The sequence below is a fragment of the Pseudomonas benzenivorans genome (assembly GCF_024397895.1).
Taxonomy (GTDB): Bacteria; Pseudomonadota; Gammaproteobacteria; order Pseudomonadales; family Pseudomonadaceae; genus Aquipseudomonas; species Aquipseudomonas benzenivorans_A.
This window is the reverse complement of record NZ_CP073346.1, coordinates 3,485,161-3,500,305: the sequence shown is the minus strand read 5'-3', so window position 1 is coordinate 3,500,305 and position 15,145 is coordinate 3,485,161. Positions and strand designations below refer to the sequence as shown.

Genomic DNA, 15,145 nt, shown 5'->3' with positions numbered 1-15,145 from the left:
CGATGCTGTCAGTCATGCGCCTGATCGACACCCACACCCACCTGGACTTCCCCGACTTCGACGCCGATCGCGACGAACTGCTGGCGCGCTGCCGGACACGGGGCGTGGAGCGCCTGGTGGTGCTCGGCGTCTACCGGGACAACTGGCAGCGCCTGTGGGATCTGGTGCAGGGCGACGCCAAGCTGTATGCCGCCTTCGGCCTGCACCCGGTCTACCTCGACGACCATCGTCCCGAGCACCTGGATGAGCTGCGTGGCTGGCTGCAACGCCTGGCCGGCCACCGGCAACTCTGCGCGGTCGGCGAGTTCGGCCTGGACTACTTCCTGGAAGACCTCGACCGCCAGGGCCAGCAGGCCCTGTTCGAGGCCCAGCTGGCCCTGGCCGCCGAGTTCGAGCTGCCGGCGCTGCTCCACGTGCGCCGCGCCCACGCGCCGACCATCGCCACCCTCAAGCGTTTTCGCCTCAAGCGCGGCGGCATCATCCATGCCTTCGCCGGCAGCTACGAGGAGGCCCGCGAATACCTCAAGCTGGGCTTTCGCCTGGGCCTCGGCGGCGCGCCGACCTGGCCCCAGGCCAAGCGCCTGCGCAAGGTCCTCGGGCAGTTGCCGGCCGACGCCGTGGTGCTGGAGACCGACGCACCGGACATGGCCCCCGCCATGCACCCGAATCAGCGCAACAGCCCGGAATACCTGCCCGACATCTGCGCCGAGCTGGCCCCGCTGCTGGGCCTGAGCGCGGATGAGCTGGCCGCCGCCAGCAGCCGCAACGCCAACGAACTGTTCGGTTGGGATCGCTAAACCACAGCGCCCACGCGGCAAAGGGCAAGACGCCTCGAGCGGAAACAAAAAGGCCCGCCGGAGGGCGGGCCTTGGACGCAGCAAGGGCGATCAGACGCGGAAGGCACCGATCAGCTGCTTGAGGTGCGACACCTGCTCGGAGAGCTCGCGGCTGGCCTGCTCGGTCTGGCTGGCGCCCTGGGCGGTGCGCTCGCCGGCATGGTTGATCTCGACGATATTCTGGTCGATGTCCTGGGCCACTGCGGTCTGCTGCTCGGCCGCCGCGGCGATCTGCTGGTTCTGGTCGACGATCATGCCCACCGCGGCGAGGATGTTTTCCAGTGCCGACTGCACCTTGCCCGACTCGCTGACGGTGCCATCGGCCATCTTGTGACTGACGCTCATGGTCTTCACCGCCGCGCCGACGCCACCCTGCAGCTTGCTGATCATCTTCTCGATCTCTTCGGTGGACTGCTGGGTACGCTTGGCCAGGTTGCGCACCTCGTCGGCCACCACGGCGAAGCCGCGCCCCTGCTCACCGGCGCGCGCCGCCTCGATGGCGGCGTTGAGCGCCAGCAGGTTGGTCTGCTCGGCGATGCCCTTGATCACGTCCAGCACCTGGCTGATGGAGGCGCTGTCACTGGCCAGCTGATTGATCACCGCCACCGACTGATCGATCTCCCCGGCCAGCCGCTGGATGCTGTCGACCTGGGATTCGACCAGGGCCCGGCCGCTGACGGTTTCATCGTTCACGCTCTGCGCGCTGCCCACCGCTGCGGCCGCGCTGCGGGCCACCTCCTGAGCGGTGGCCGACATCTGGTTCATCGCCGTGGCGACCTGCTCGATCTGCTTGCGCTGGCCGGCCACCGCCTGGTTGCTCTCGCCGGAGACCAGCTCCACCCGGTCGGCCTGACGCTCGACCTCGGTCACGGTGTGGCCGACGCGCTCGATCAGGTGACGGATCTTCTTCACGGTCTCGTTGAACATCTGGCCCAGCTCACCCAGTTCGTCCTGGCTCTGCGCCTTGAAGCTGACGGTCATGTCGCCGCCGGCGACCTGATCCATGACCTGACCGAGGCTCTTCAGGGTTCCGCGAGTGGACACATAGAAGCCGCTGTAGAGATAGACGATCAGCAGGAACACCACCAGCAGCGCCGCCGCCAGCAGCACCATCTGTCCGCGGTTGTCCTGCAGGCGCGCCTGCAACTGCTGATCGAGGAAGGCCAGTACTGCGTCATTGAACGCATAGGTCTTGCCGATCTGCGCGCCGACCTGGTCGTAGAACTGCTGCCAGGGCATGTCCAGGGTGTCGGCGATCACCACCTTGTCCTCGAACAGCAGGGCGCTGTCCTTCAGGGTCGCCTGGCTGGCGTCCGCCGGCCCCTGCAGCGCCGCCCGAGCGGCCGCGCTGGCGCCCAGCGCCTCCTGCAGGTTGAGGCCGTATTCGGCGTGCAGCTTCTCCAGCTCCAGCAGCAGCTCGTCGAACTCGGTGCTGGCCGCCGAATTGAGGAAGCCCTGGCCCAGCGAATAAGAACCGGTAGCCCGCCCCTCGCTGAGCGGTGCGGTCACCATGGGCGTCACCACGGTGACCAGCTCGGTCATCTGCCGCACTTCCCGCTCGCGATCCTGGCTCAACCCGGCCTGGCCCGCGACCAGCTTGATGAAGACCTGGGCGCTGCCCTGCAGCTTCCTGGCCAGCACCGTCTTGCTCTGCAGCGACGACTCCTTCTGCAGGGCTTGCAGCCCGGCAATCAGCTCGTCGCGCTTGCCATTGAATTCGGCGACCTGCTCGGCGTCCCGCACCACCGGCGCCAGCCCCTGCAAGGTCGTGTTAAGGCTGCTTTGCAGCTGACTGATGCGGCTATTGAGGTCACCGGCCTGGCCGGACTGGCCGATGATCTCGTTGACCTTCAACAGGTCGGCGTAGCTCTCCAGGTCGCGCCGCAGCGACAGGCTGTCGCCGAGCAGCTCGAGGCTGGACAGGGCGACCTGGGTGCCGACGAACTGGCGATAGGAATCGCGCACCAGGTAGTAGTTGGTGACCAGCATGGGCAGGAAGAACAGCACGCTGACCAGGCTGAACTTCATGCCGAAGCTGAGGCGGTTCATCAGCGCGATGGCCGGATACAACACGGTCTTCACAAGACGTCTCCCGTTGTAATTGTTGTGGCGTGTACAAGGTCGGTGGCGCGGACTTGCTGACGGCGGCGCTGGCGATCCCTGCAACTCGACCCGAGCGCCCGGACTGACTCCAAGCGGGGCACTGGTCGAGCACGGCGTCTTATATACCCGTTATCGACAGGCGCCTGTGTAACTTAAGGTTAAACAGGCGCAGCGGCGGCACCGCGCGAACACACTGATCCCGACGCCTGACGACGCGGGTTGCCGGTCAGTGAAGGGCCGCGCGACGGCCGAGGACCCCGCCTTTATCGCGCCGAAGGTAAGAACTGTCGTGCCCGGCCGTTTTTCCAGCGGGGACCGGCGGGCTAGAGGAACAGGGTCCACAGGGCGAATGCCGCGTACCAGAGCACCGCGGCGCGCACCAGCAGCTGCCACAGGCTGTCCAGGCTGCCGACCCCCGCCTCGCCGAGCTCCGGCTCCGGAATCTCGCAGGCCGCACGACCGACGTTGATCACCAGCTGGGCGGCGCTGATATCCCAGCTCAACAGCTCGTGCAACAGCGCCCGGTTGACCGCGACAAAATTGCCGACCAGGGCGAAGCTCGCCGCCAGCACGCGGGCCGGCAGCCAGTCGAAAGCATGCCGCAGGTGTACCGCGCGCTCGCGCAGGGCCGACTGCTGGGCGTGCTCGCCCAAGAGGGCCAGCAGGCGATACGCCAGGGCCGCCAGGGGACCGAGCAGGGCATACCAGAAGATCACCGCGAAGAAGCTCTGGTAGGCCTGCCACAGCATGTGCCCCTGCACGCGCTGCAGCAGCGCGCCCTCGGCATCGGCGTCCAGGGCCAGGTCGCGCCGCGCCACCAGGTAGGCGGCCTCGGTATCCCCGCGCCGCCAGCTGTCGCGGAACGGGCCCAGGGCCGCCAGCAGGTCGCCGCGGCCGAGGCTGTAGATCAGCACCAGCAGATGCACCGGCAGAGCCAGCCAGCCGTAGAGCAACGGCTCGAGCACGGACAGTACCAGGGTCAGGGCCAGCAGCGGCAGCACCACCAGCAGGGCGATGCCCAACCACGGACTTTCGATAAAGTCCGGCTGCTGCTCGGACTTCGCCAGCAGACGCAACCAGGGTCCGTCCTGCTGGATGACATTGCGCCAGGCGGAAAATTTCTCGACCCACAGCACCAGCAACAGCACCAGAAAACTCATGACGCCTCCTTGTTGTCCTTCAGTGCCGCGCGCAAGCGCGACCAGTCGAATGCCGGACCGGGATCGGTCTTGCGCGTCGGGGCTATGTCACTGTGCCCACATATGCGTTGCGAAGTGAGTGCCGGATAGCAGCGCTGTAACTCGCGGATCAGCGCCTCCAGGGCAGCGTACTGCGCCTCGCTGAAGGGCTGCTCGTCGGTGCCTTCCAGCTCGATGCCGAGGGAGAAATCGTTGCAGTTTTCCCGCCCGTCGAAGCAGGACTGCCCGGCGTGCCAGGCGCGTGCGCGGCAGGATACGAACTGGGTGATCACGCCGTCGCGCTCGATCAGAAAATGCGCCGACACCTGCATCGCCGCGATGGTCGCGAAATACGGATGCTCGTCGGCCGAAAGGCGGTTCTGGAAGAATTCCTGCACCTTGCCGGTGCCGAACTGGCCCGGCGGCAGGCTGATGTTGTGGATCACCAGCAGGGAGATTTCCCCGTGCGGGCGCGCATTGAAGTTGGGCGAAGGGCAGTGGCGGATGCCGGCGCACCAGCCACTGTGAGGATCCAGCTGCATATCGGCTCCTTGGTCGAGCCCTCACTCTAGAGCAGCCGTGCAGCGCGGCCAAGCCTTGCACGCCTCCTTGAGACCCAGCGCCCGCTTCGCCCCGTGTCGACGGCGCTCGCCAGTGTCAGGCGCCCTTGAGCTTGCGCAGGTTGCCGATCACCGACTCCAGCGCGCGATCGAACAGCAGCGCGTCGTCGAGCAGACGGATCGCGCAGCGGCGGAACTCCACCGCCAGGCCCATGCGGGACTTCTCCAGCACCTTCATGCCGGTGCGATTGACGAAGATGTACTTGCCGGTGGGTTTGATCACCGCCGCCAGCTTGCAGCGCAGCTTGTGTTCGTCATCCTCCTGGAACTCGACCCAGCTGCCGACCCGCAGGTTGTCCACCTGCTGCAGCGATTCGTCGTCATCCGGCAGATTCACTTCAGGCTCCGCGGCGCGCCGCTCGCCCGGCGCCAGCAGGACGATCTCCTCGACCACCTCCACCATGGGTGCAGCGGCGGCCTCCTCGTCCGGCGGCAGTTCGAGCAGCGGCAACTCGATTCCCGCCTCGGCCAGCGCCGCGCGCTGCGTCTCGTCGACTTCCGGAGCCTCGGCCAACGGCCGCTTGAAGCGCTGGAACGCCTGCACATGCAGCGCCTCCAGCTGGCTGAAGAACTCGCCGGTGGAGAACGGGTCGAACGCCGCGCTGGCCATGCCTTCGCGCAGCGCCTTGAGCAGCCCCGGGACCAGTTCCAGCAGGCGCAGGCGCGCTTCCGGATCCTCGTGCGGCGCCACGCTCCAGACCAGATCGTCCATGGTCGCCAGCGCCGCCTGCCACTGCGGCGAGTCCACGCCGTGCTTCAGGCAGGTCAGCATCAGCACCTTGCTCCAGGCCTCACGCAGCAGGCGCACCACCACTTCCGGCAGGGTCTTGCCGAGCAGGCGTTCATTCAGGGCCTGTTCGACCTGGCGCCGAGCCAGCTCGGCCTTGGCGCTGCCTTCCTCGGCATCGCGGGTGCGCTGCTCGAGCAGCTCGCTGCGCCGACGCTCATCGCCGGTGAAGGCCAGAAAATCGGCGAGCAGTTCGGAGAAGATCGCCGGATCGTCGACGAAGTCATTGAGCAGGCGCTGCACCACCTGCTCAATCTTCTGGAACAGGCTGTCGCGCCGGGCATCGTCCTGCTCGCTCCAGCCGAGCGCCGCCGAGGCGATCTCGTTGAGCAGGCGCCGCGCCGGGTGACTGCCGCGACCGAAGAAGGTCTTGTCGAGTACCGCAACCTTGAGCATCGGAATCTGCATGCGGCCGATCAGCGCCTTCAGAGAATCCGGCAGGGTGCGGTCATCGAGGATGAACTCGAACAGCATCGCCACCAGGTTGATCACGTCCTCGTCGACCTCGCCCACCACCCGCGCCTTGCCGGTCTTGGCGCTGGCCCGCGTGAGCAACTGGCCGAGCTGGTCGCGCACGTCGAAGTCATCTGCGACCTGCACCGGCGCGCGCTGCTGCATATAGGACAGCAGGCGCATCAGGTCATGACTGGAGATGGGCGTGGCGTCGGCGGGCATCTCGCGCCGCGGGATCACACTGCCGCGGGCCTGGGACAGCAGCTCCTGCAGGGCGCCGAACACCTCCTGCACGCTCTGCTCGGCATGTTCGCCGCCGACGGGCTGCGTGCCGGCGCCCTCGCCCGTCGCGGCCGAGGACCCGGCTGCACGCCTAGGCTGGCGGCGCGCGGGCGTCGACTTCAACTCCGGCAATACGCCCGCCTCGATCAGGGCCTGGTTAGCCTCCGCGTACAGCTGATCGAGATCGCCCAGCACGTACTTTTCGAACAGCTTGAGGATGATCAGCTTGACCCTGATCTCCACGCCCAGGCCGCTACAGGACTGCAGGAAAGCCTCACAGAGCGCGGCGGGCCCGAGCGGGTTGGAGCGGTCGTCGAGCTTGCGGCTGACCATGGCATTGAGCCGCGCGGTCAGGTGGCTGACGGCCATGCTGTCGCGGCTCATGACCTTGGCCACCATGGCATCCAGGGCCACCGTTTCCTCGAGCTCATCGTTCTGCACCAGGGACAGGCTGTCGAACGACATGGCATCCAGGGCCGGCGGCTTGCCGATTTCGTATTGGTTGAGCGTGGAAAAGGATTCGAAGACCTTCTGCAGGAAGCCGCGCTCGATGTTCTTGCGCTTCAGACGCAGATCGCGCATGGCCTCGAAGAAACTGTTCTGCTCGGCGTTGCTGGTGGCGCGATCGGCCATCTCGAACAGGGTGTCGTCGGCATTGTCGAACAGCGCCTGCAATGCCTGCTTGAGCTGCTGGGCAGCCTTGTCACGCACCTGAATGAGCGCCACGGGCAGTCTTCCTAACGGCGAAGTGGGCGATTGCTCAGGGGCCACCTTGCTCAGGTGCACCACTTTCGCATCAGTCTTCATTCCTAGCCTCCTGCAGACCGTCCCCTGGGGCGTAATGGTCTGCACTGCGATCAACTGGGCGTCATCCGTAACGTCAAGGTCCTGGCGTCAACATCCCAAAAAGTAAAGTCATTATAGGGACGCACCTTTGCGCACCGAGCAGACTTCTACTCCAGACATGACCCAGGTCACAGATGTAACGCGTCAGCTGCCGAACGGCCAGCTGCACACGACAAACGCAGCGCCGCGCTGACATATTCCGCCAAATAGCGGACAACCGGTCGCGATCGACCAAAGCGAGCGCCAGATCACCAGCGCAGGCCTCAGAGTGCAAAACCCGCCGACGATCCTTTTAACAGTAGCAGCTGGCCGACCCTGGCCACGCGCAGACCGCAGCTGCCAATCGGCGCCCGCTATCCCTATAATCGCCCCACTCAGCCAGTGGAGCCCGTCATGCCCAACCTAACCCTCGCCGACCTGACCGCCGAAATCGAGGCCAACGTGCGCCGCGCTCTGAGCGAGGACATCGGCAGCGGCGACATCACCGCCCAGCTGATCCCGGAACAGCGCCTGGCCCACGCCACGGTGATCACCCGCGAGGCGGCGGTGGTCTGCGGTACCGCCTGGGTCGACGCGGTGTTTCGCCAGCTCGATCCGCGGGTCACGGTGCATTGGGAAGTGCGCGACGGCGAACGGGTCGCCGCCAACCACGCCCTGTTCCACCTGGAGGGTCCGGCCCGCGCTCTGCTGAGCGGCGAGCGCAGCGCCCTGAATTTCCTGCAGACCCTGTCCGCCGTGGCGACCCGCTGCCAGCACTATGCCGACCTGGTACAGGGCACCGCAGTGAAACTGCTCGACACCCGCAAGACCCTGCCCGGCCTGCGTCTGGCGCAGAAATACGCCGTCACCTGCGGCGGCTGCCACAACCACCGCATCGGCCTGTTCGACGCCTTCCTGATCAAGGAAAACCACATCGCCGCCTGCGGCGGCATCGAAGCGGCGGTAAAAGCCGCCCACCAGATCGCCCCCGGCAAGCCGGTGGAAGTCGAAGTTGAGAGTCTGGAAGAACTGCGCGAAGCGCTGGACGCCGGCGCCGATATCGTCATGCTCGACGAACTGTCGCTGGCCGACATGCGCCAGGCCGTGGCCATCACCCAGGGTCGCGCCAAGCTGGAGGCCTCGGGCGGGGTCAACGAAAGCACCTTGCGCACGATCGCCGAGACCGGGGTGGATTATGTCTCGATTGGCGCGCTGACCAAGGATGTGAAGGCGGTGGATCTGTCGATGCGCTTGAGCCTGTAACTAACTGTCCAGGTGCAATGAGCGCACACTGCCCCAGCGCCCATACAAAGAACTGCTCCCACCGGTCGACGCCTGAGTGGCACCCCAGCCTAGGCCGGCACACCGCTCCGGGAGTGTGTTGTCGACGCCGGCGACGCCTCGCTCTTATGGCCGGCTTCGTCCAGTATCTTGAAGAACACGGTCTCCAGCGATACCGCTGGCTTGACCGTGAGCAGATGCCCACCCACCTGATTCAAGTGCGCGATAAAGGCCGGCAACGCCTGCTGGGTCACCTCACACTCGTACTCACCCTCACGCAGCTGCCGTGAGTCGGACACCAGGGGCTGCTCGGCATTGAACCGCACGATCATGTGATCGGCCCGCTCCGCCGCCAACTCGCGCGGAGAGCGCACGGTCAGCAGCTCGCCCTTGTTGATGAAGCCGAAGCGGTCGGCGATGCGCTCGACGTCATGCAGCACATGGGAGGTGAAGAAGATCGCACCGCCCTGCTGCTTGTACTCGGTGAGGATATCTACCACGTCCTTGCGCCCGACCGGGTCGAGGCCGGACAGCGGCTCATCGAGGATCAATAACTTGGGCTGCACGGCCATGGCATGAGCCAAGGCCACCCGCTGCGCCGTGCCCTTGGACAGCTCGCGAATGCGGCGCTTGGCGGCAGCGCCAATGGAAAAGCGTTCGAGCCACTGCATACACCAGGCATCGGCATCCTTGCGCTTGATGCCGTACATGGACAGGCCCATGCGCAGGATCTCCAGCGGCGTGAACTGCTCGTACAACGCCGGGGACTCGGGCACATAGGCGATGCCTTCGCGCGCCTTGGGGTTGCGCGATGACATGCCATAGAGGCATACCTCGCCGGAATAGTCGTTGATCAGATCGAGCATCACCTTGATGGTGGTGGACTTGCCGGCGCCGTTGGGGCCGACGAAGCCGAACACCTCGCCCTCAGCCAGGTCGAAGCTGACCTCGCGTAGCGCCTGCACCGCTTTGCCCTTTACGCGAAAGGTCTGGCTGACGCCGTGAAATTCCAATGCCGCATTCACTACTGATCCTCCATTCCGGCGATCTTTAGTTTTTTCAGGATGATCTGACCTCCTCGCAATTCGTATCCGAGGCGTAGCGGGTCTTCCGGCAAGGTGGACAATAGACCGCTTTCAACCAGTTGTTCCAGAGCACTCAAGACACCATGCTTGGCCTCGAATTGCCGCTGGGCCTCGCGCAAGGCAACCAGCCCTTGCAAACGAACAACACGCTTGTCGAGCATGTCGCGTAGTTTGGGCTCGCTCGCAGCGTCGCGCTGCTGAATCAGATAACTCAATGCCAGCTTCTCGTCTGAGAAGCTTTCCGCCTGCAGCATTACCGCCAGCTTTCGAAAGCCGGCCGCATTGCCGGTCGCCCGCTGCGCCGCCAGGTCCAGCGCGCGGCTGGCCTCGGCGATATCCTTGTTGAAGAACCACTGATTGAAGCCATAGAAAAACGCCGGCAGCTCGTCCCAGAAGCGACATGCCATGGCCCGGCGCAGCACCTCTGTGCCCTGACGGTCCGCCCCGCCCCAGGTGAGCAGGCCGTTGGCCAGGTAGTAGTTGTCTTCATGGCAGGCATTGAGCTTGGCCACCTCCCGCTGGGCACGGACCAGGTAGCCGGTATCGGCCTGCCCCCAGTCCACCCCGGTGGCGGCCAGGCGCATGGTTTCCAGGTTGGCGGCGAGGAAGCGGTCGCCACCGAACAGCACCAGCAGCACCGGCGCGGCGATCACCACGCGGCCCTCGATTACCGGCGCCGCCTGCTCGGCCACCTGGGTGCGCCACTGCGAAGCCGCGGAAAACAGCCCGAACCCCAGCAGCGCTAACACCAGGGGTAAATAAGCACGGCTACCCATGATCAGGCGAAACGCTTGCGTTGCAGCGCCCACACCGCCAGCGCCAGCAGGGCGATGGCATAGCCCAGGCTGGAGAGCAGCAACCAGGGCCAGTCGGCGGGGAGGAACTCCGGCCTGCCGTAGAGCGCCAGCATTCGGATATCCAGCGCACCAAGGTCCGGAAGCAAATAACCCAGCACGCCAAGACTGGCACGATAGCCCTCTGCATTTACTACTAGCCCGGACTCACGGCTGAGCAAGTCGATGATGGCCCCATAGGAGCGCGCTACCAGCATAAAGCCGAAGGTGCCGATCAACACAAAGCTCGGCGTGGACGCCACAACCGCCAGCAGGGTCGCCATCGCTGCCAAAACCAGCATGTCTAGCGCGATAAAGGCCATGACTATCAGATAGGGCTGCCCCAAAGCGATCGGCGTTGCCTGGGGGTAAATGCCGCCAATTACGCGCCCTAAACCAATCTGCAACAGGCTCAGTGCCAGCAACACCCCCAGCAGCAGAGTAAGCACCGCGACAAAACGCCCGAACAGCAGACTGCGCCTTGCGCGCGGATAGGTCAAAGAGCTGAGGTAATAGCGCTTGTCGAACTCGCGGGACAACAACTCCTGCACCAGCAGCACGTTCAGCAGCGGCAGCAGCAGGCGGATAGTGGAAAAACCCACATCCAGCGCCACGGTAGCTGGCTGGCGTCCGCCGAAGTAGGCGGACAAGATCATGGCAAGGCCCACCACCAGCAAGATGCCGACAGCCAACCCGGCGAACCTCGCCTTGAGGACCAGACGCAGTGCAGTCAGGAGATCGTGAAAAATAGGCATTATTTACGGAACGGGGTCTGAATTGAACAAGAATAAACGCAAGAAAAAAGAGTACTCGCAGAGCGCATCGAAATATAAAAGTAACAGCACACCCCTTAAAAACAAAGCCATCAGCGCAGGCCTAAACCTACAACAAAAGCGACATCAGAGAATCCAACCCCACAAACTAACAGAGCACGTGCAGCACATGAAAAAATCAATAGGAGATTCTACTTAACCAGAAACCTAGCAACACCATAAAGACTATTGACTATCTTCGCAAAAATAAAAAAGGGAGAGAAAACTCTCCCTTTAGCCATATACAGAGCTATTAAAGCTTAGAAGTAGCGTAGGTCTCAGCATCTGCCGCACTGCAAGCACCTGCAGGATACTCACTTATAACCGTACCCGCCAAGGTGGAAGCCGTCGGCATAGCCGGCCCTGCTACAGCCTGCGGAGCAGTCGAACAATCTTCGTTACCATTGACGCCAGTAGTGGCGTCCCCATCGGTATTCACACAGGTAGTAACGTTCGCAGAACGACTAGTAGTGCGGCCCGCAGTATGGCAAGCAGAAATAACAATGGAATCAGCGTCACACGATACGCCAGCCTCAACACCTGTGGTCAGGGTGATACTGACATCTTCATTCAGCAGAGCACAATCAGTCATCCGCACCGGACCAGTACCAGTAAGCTCCACAGCCGATGCCACACCAGAAGCCATCAACCCAGCGAACAGCAGAGTAATCTTTTTCATTATAAGTCTCCTAGATCCGAATCAGCGCAGAGCCGAAATAATGGCAGTGATGCCATTTTTTGTATCAGCGACAGCAGAGGTGTCGTTCGCCTTGGCGCGATAATCATTGAATTGCGGAATGGCGATGGCGGCCAGAATGCCGATGATCGCGATTACGATCATCAACTCGATCAGGGTAAAGCCTTTTTGCTTCTTGAGAGTCTTCATGGACAAGCTCCTATGTGGTTAAGGTCAGCGACCTGATATTGATTAAGCAGATGCCGTGCCAACTCCATGAAGCCGCCAATATACTGGGCACATCGCTGCCTGCCCCTACTGCACACCCACGAGCAATGACAACTAGTGACATTTTTCGTCACCTGCGCGTCCCGCACTTGGGCTTACCCCACTATTTAGGCTATAAGTTCCGCATTCCTTTCTACTCACCCGACTAGCGAAGCGCAATGAACGAAACCGCCGCCCTGACCGGCCTTGCTCGTCAACTGGTCACCGCCGAACTGCTGGACGAGCGCGCAGCCAGCCAGGCCCAGGCCCAGGCCCTGCGCAACAAGATTCCCCTGGTGTCCTACCTGGTGCAGAACAAGCTGGCGAAGAGCCGGGCGATCGCGGAAATCGCCGCAGAACAGTTCGGCGTACCCTTTGTCGACCTGGCCGCCATCGACAAGGAAAGCCAACCCCGGGACCTGGTGAGCGAGAAGCTGTGCCGTCAGCACCGCGTGCTGCCGCTCTATAAACGCGGCAACAAGCTGTTTATCGCCCTGTCCGACCCGACCAGTCATCAGGCCGTAACCGACATCCAGTTCAGCACCGGCATCAGCACCGAAGCCCTGCTAGTGGAGGACGACAAGCTAGGCGATGCCCTGGATAAGTTCTTCGATGCCGGCACCAGCGGCATGGAGGACCTGGCCGACGTCGACCTGGACGGGCTGGACGTCGAGGCCGTCAATGATGATAAAGAGGAGGCCGCTGGGGGGAGTGAAGCGGATGATGCACCCGTGGTGCGCTTTATCAACAAGATGTTGCTCGACGCGATCAAGGGCGGCTCATCCGACCTGCACTTCGAACCCTATGAAAAAGCCTACCGCGTGCGCTTTCGCACCGACGGCATCCTGCATGAAGTGGCCAAGCCGCCGATCCAACTGTCCAGCCGCATATCCGCACGCCTGAAGGTCATGGCCTCCCTGGACATCTCCGAACGGCGCAAGCCCCAGGACGGCCGGATCAAGATGAAGATATCCAAGACCAAGGCTATCGACTTTCGCGTGAATACCCTGCCCACGCTGTGGGGCGAGAAGATCGTGATGCGTATCCTCGACCCGTCCAGCGCGCAGATGGGCATCGACGCGCTGGGTTACGAGGAGAATCAAAAGGAACTTTACCTGAGCGCGCTCAAGCAGCCCCAGGGCATGATTCTGGTGACCGGCCCCACCGGCTCGGGAAAAACCGTGTCGCTCTATACCGGCATCAATATTCTCAACACCGTCGACATCAACATCTCCACCGCCGAAGACCCGGTCGAGATCAACCTGGAAGGGATCAACCAGGTCAACGTCAATCCCAAGCACGGCATGGACTTCGCCCAGGCCCTGCGCGCCTTCCTCCGCCAGGACCCCGACGTGATCATGGTCGGCGAGGTGCGCGACCTGGAGACTGCCGAGATCGCCATCAAGGCGGCGCAGACCGGACACATGGTGATGTCCACCCTGCACACCAACAGCGCCGCGGAAACCCTCACCCGCCTGCGCAACATGGGTGTGCCGGCCTTCAACATCGCCACCTCCGTCAACCTGATCATCGCCCAGCGCCTGGCGCGCAAACTCTGCAGCAACTGCAAGCAGGAAGTGGAGATCCCCCGTGACGCCCTGCTCAAGGAGGGTTTCCCCGAGGACAAGATCGGCAGTTTCAAACTCTACGCCCCTAAAGGCTGCGACAACTGCAACGGCGGCTACAAGGGCAGGGTCGGGATTTATGAAGTGGTTAAAATCACGCCCTCGCTGCAACGGCTTATCATGGAAGAAGGCAACTCCATCGATATCGCCAAGCAGGCGAAGGCCGATGGCTTCAACGATCTGCGCACATCCGGGCTGTTCAAGGCGATGCAAGGCATCACCAGCCTGGAAGAAGTCAACCGCGTAACCAAGGACTAAACCATGGCGGCCAAAGCTCTGAAGACCAGCGTCTTTACCTGGGAAGGCACCGACAAGAAAGGCGGCAAGATCAAGGGCGAACTGACCGGCCAGAACCCCGCCCTGGTCAAGGCCCAGCTACGCAAACAGGGCATCAACCCGACCAAGGTACGCAAGAAGCCTGTCTCCTTGTTCAGCGCCGGGAAGAAGATCAAGCCACTCGACATCGCCCTCTTCACCCGCCAGATGGCCACCATGATGAAGGCAGGGGTTCCACTGCTTCAGTCCTTCGACATCATCGGAGAGGGATTCGACAACCCCAACATGCGCAAGCTGATCGACGAGGTTAAGCAGGAAGTAGCAGCGGGCAACAGCTTCGCGGCGTCGCTACGCAAGAAGCCGCTGCATTTCGACGATCTGTACTGCAACCTGGTCGATTCGGGCGAACAGTCGGGCGCCCTGGAAACCCTGCTGGACCGGATTGCCACCTACAAGGAAAAGACCGAAGCACTGAAAGCCAAGATCAAGAAGGCCATGACCTATCCGATCGCCGTAGTCGCTGTCGCCGTAATCGTCACGGCGATCCTGCTGATCAAGGTGGTGCCGCAGTTCGAAAGCGTGTTCCAGGGCTTCGGCGCAGAGCTTCCCGCCTTCACCCAGATCGTCGTCAACCTCTCGCGCGGCCTGCAGGAGTGGTGGTTCGTCATCTTGTTCTGCATGTTCGGCGCGGCCTTTGCCTTCAAGGAAACCTACAAGCGTTCCGAGAAATTCAGGGATTTTTTGGATCGCACCCTGCTCAAGGCCCCCATCGTCGGTGACATTCTGTACAAAGCGGTGGTCGCGCGATACGCCCGCACTCTGGCTACCACCTTCGCCGCAGGTGTGCCCCTGGTCGAGGCGCTCGACTCAGTAGCGGGCGCTACCGGCAACGTGGTGTTCCGCAATGCCGTGCACAAGATCCGCAATGATGTCTCCTCCGGCACACAGCTGAACTTCTCCATGCGCACCACCGGTATCTTTCCGACCATGGCGATCCAGATGACCGCGATCGGAGAGGAGGCCGGCTCGCTAGATGAGATGCTGGACAAGGTGGCGGGCTTCTATGAGGACGAAGTCGATAACGCCGTGGACAACCTGACCACGCTGATGGAACCCCTGATCATGTCGGTACTCGGCGTACTGGTAGGCGGCTTGATCGTGGCCATGTACCTGCCGATCTTCCAGCTCGGTGCGGTGGTCGGTTGA

At 63.0% G+C, this 15,145-nt stretch carries 13 protein-coding genes; 4 read left to right on the top strand and 9 right to left on the bottom strand.

The features are described 5' to 3' along the window. The first annotated feature begins 14 nt into the window (after positions 1 to 14). Positions 15 to 797, top strand: coding sequence for a TatD family hydrolase (locus tag KDW96_RS16410; RefSeq protein WP_255840548.1), 783 nt, complete (start codon positions 15 to 17; stop codon positions 795 to 797). Positions 798 to 887: 90 nt separating this feature from the next. Here KDW96_RS16410 and KDW96_RS22290 read toward each other — a convergent pair whose 3' ends face one another. The 4 genes from KDW96_RS22290 to KDW96_RS16390 form a co-directional block, all read right to left on the bottom strand. After that, positions 888 to 1,592 carry a methyl-accepting chemotaxis protein gene (locus KDW96_RS22290; protein WP_370295461.1) on the bottom strand — a complete coding sequence of 235 codons (705 nt, stop codon included), beginning with the start codon at positions 1,590 to 1,592 and terminating at the stop codon, positions 888 to 890. 1,670 nt (positions 1,593 to 3,262) lie between these two features. Continuing rightward, positions 3,263 to 4,099 carry a regulatory signaling modulator protein AmpE gene (ampE, locus tag KDW96_RS16400; RefSeq protein ID WP_255837286.1) on the bottom strand — a complete coding sequence of 279 codons (837 nt, stop codon included), beginning with the start codon at positions 4,097 to 4,099 and terminating at the stop codon, positions 3,263 to 3,265. Further along, positions 4,096 to 4,659, bottom strand: coding sequence for a 1,6-anhydro-N-acetylmuramyl-L-alanine amidase AmpD (gene ampD / locus KDW96_RS16395; protein ID WP_255837285.1), 564 nt, complete (start codon positions 4,657 to 4,659; stop codon positions 4,096 to 4,098). Before ampD ends, ampE begins: the two co-directional genes overlap by 4 nt. Positions 4,660 to 4,774: 115 nt before the next feature. Next, on the bottom strand, positions 4,775 to 7,066 hold the full coding sequence (locus tag KDW96_RS16390; RefSeq protein WP_255837284.1) for a DUF1631 domain-containing protein: 2,292 nt from the start codon (positions 7,064 to 7,066) through the stop codon (positions 4,775 to 4,777). 432 nt (positions 7,067 to 7,498) lie between these two features. Here KDW96_RS16390 and nadC point away from each other — a divergent pair, with 432 nt between their 5' ends. Beyond that, positions 7,499 to 8,347, top strand: a complete 849-nt coding sequence (nadC, locus tag KDW96_RS16385; protein WP_255837283.1) for a carboxylating nicotinate-nucleotide diphosphorylase — start codon at positions 7,499 to 7,501, stop codon at positions 8,345 to 8,347. 89 nt (positions 8,348 to 8,436) lie between these two features. Here the strand turns inward: nadC and KDW96_RS16380 are convergent, their stop codons facing one another. From KDW96_RS16380 to KDW96_RS22075, 5 genes are all read right to left on the bottom strand, one after another. Next, a complete protein-coding gene (locus KDW96_RS16380; protein WP_255837282.1) occupies positions 8,437 to 9,390 on the bottom strand; it encodes an ABC transporter ATP-binding protein in 954 nt (317 codons plus the stop codon). Beyond that, positions 9,390 to 10,226, bottom strand: coding sequence for a hypothetical protein (locus KDW96_RS16375; protein ID WP_255837281.1), 837 nt, complete (start codon positions 10,224 to 10,226; stop codon positions 9,390 to 9,392). The genes KDW96_RS16380 and KDW96_RS16375 overlap by 1 nt, the downstream gene beginning before the upstream one ends. 2 nt (positions 10,227 to 10,228) lie before the next feature. Then, positions 10,229 to 11,038, bottom strand: coding sequence for an ABC transporter permease (locus tag KDW96_RS16370; RefSeq protein WP_255837280.1), 810 nt, complete (start codon positions 11,036 to 11,038; stop codon positions 10,229 to 10,231). A 310-nt stretch (positions 11,039 to 11,348) separates the two neighbouring features. After that, positions 11,349 to 11,774, bottom strand: a complete 426-nt coding sequence (locus tag KDW96_RS16365; RefSeq protein ID WP_255837279.1) for a hypothetical protein — start codon at positions 11,772 to 11,774, stop codon at positions 11,349 to 11,351. Positions 11,775 to 11,795: 21 nt separating this feature from the next. Continuing rightward, entirely contained in the window at positions 11,796 to 11,981 is a 186-nt protein-coding gene (locus tag KDW96_RS22075; RefSeq protein WP_304665559.1) for a prepilin-type N-terminal cleavage/methylation domain-containing protein, read from the bottom strand. Between the two features lie 236 nt (positions 11,982 to 12,217). On the opposite strand from KDW96_RS22075, the gene pilB reads away from it, so the two are divergent. Together pilB and KDW96_RS16350 are read left to right on the top strand one after the other, a co-directional pair. Continuing rightward, entirely contained in the window at positions 12,218 to 13,921 is a 1,704-nt protein-coding gene (gene pilB / locus KDW96_RS16355; protein WP_255837278.1) for a type IV-A pilus assembly ATPase PilB, read from the top strand. 3 nt (positions 13,922 to 13,924) lie between these two features. Next, positions 13,925 to 15,145 (top strand): type II secretion system F family protein, encoded by a 1,221-nt coding sequence (locus KDW96_RS16350; protein WP_255837277.1) that lies wholly within the window; start codon positions 13,925 to 13,927, stop codon positions 15,143 to 15,145.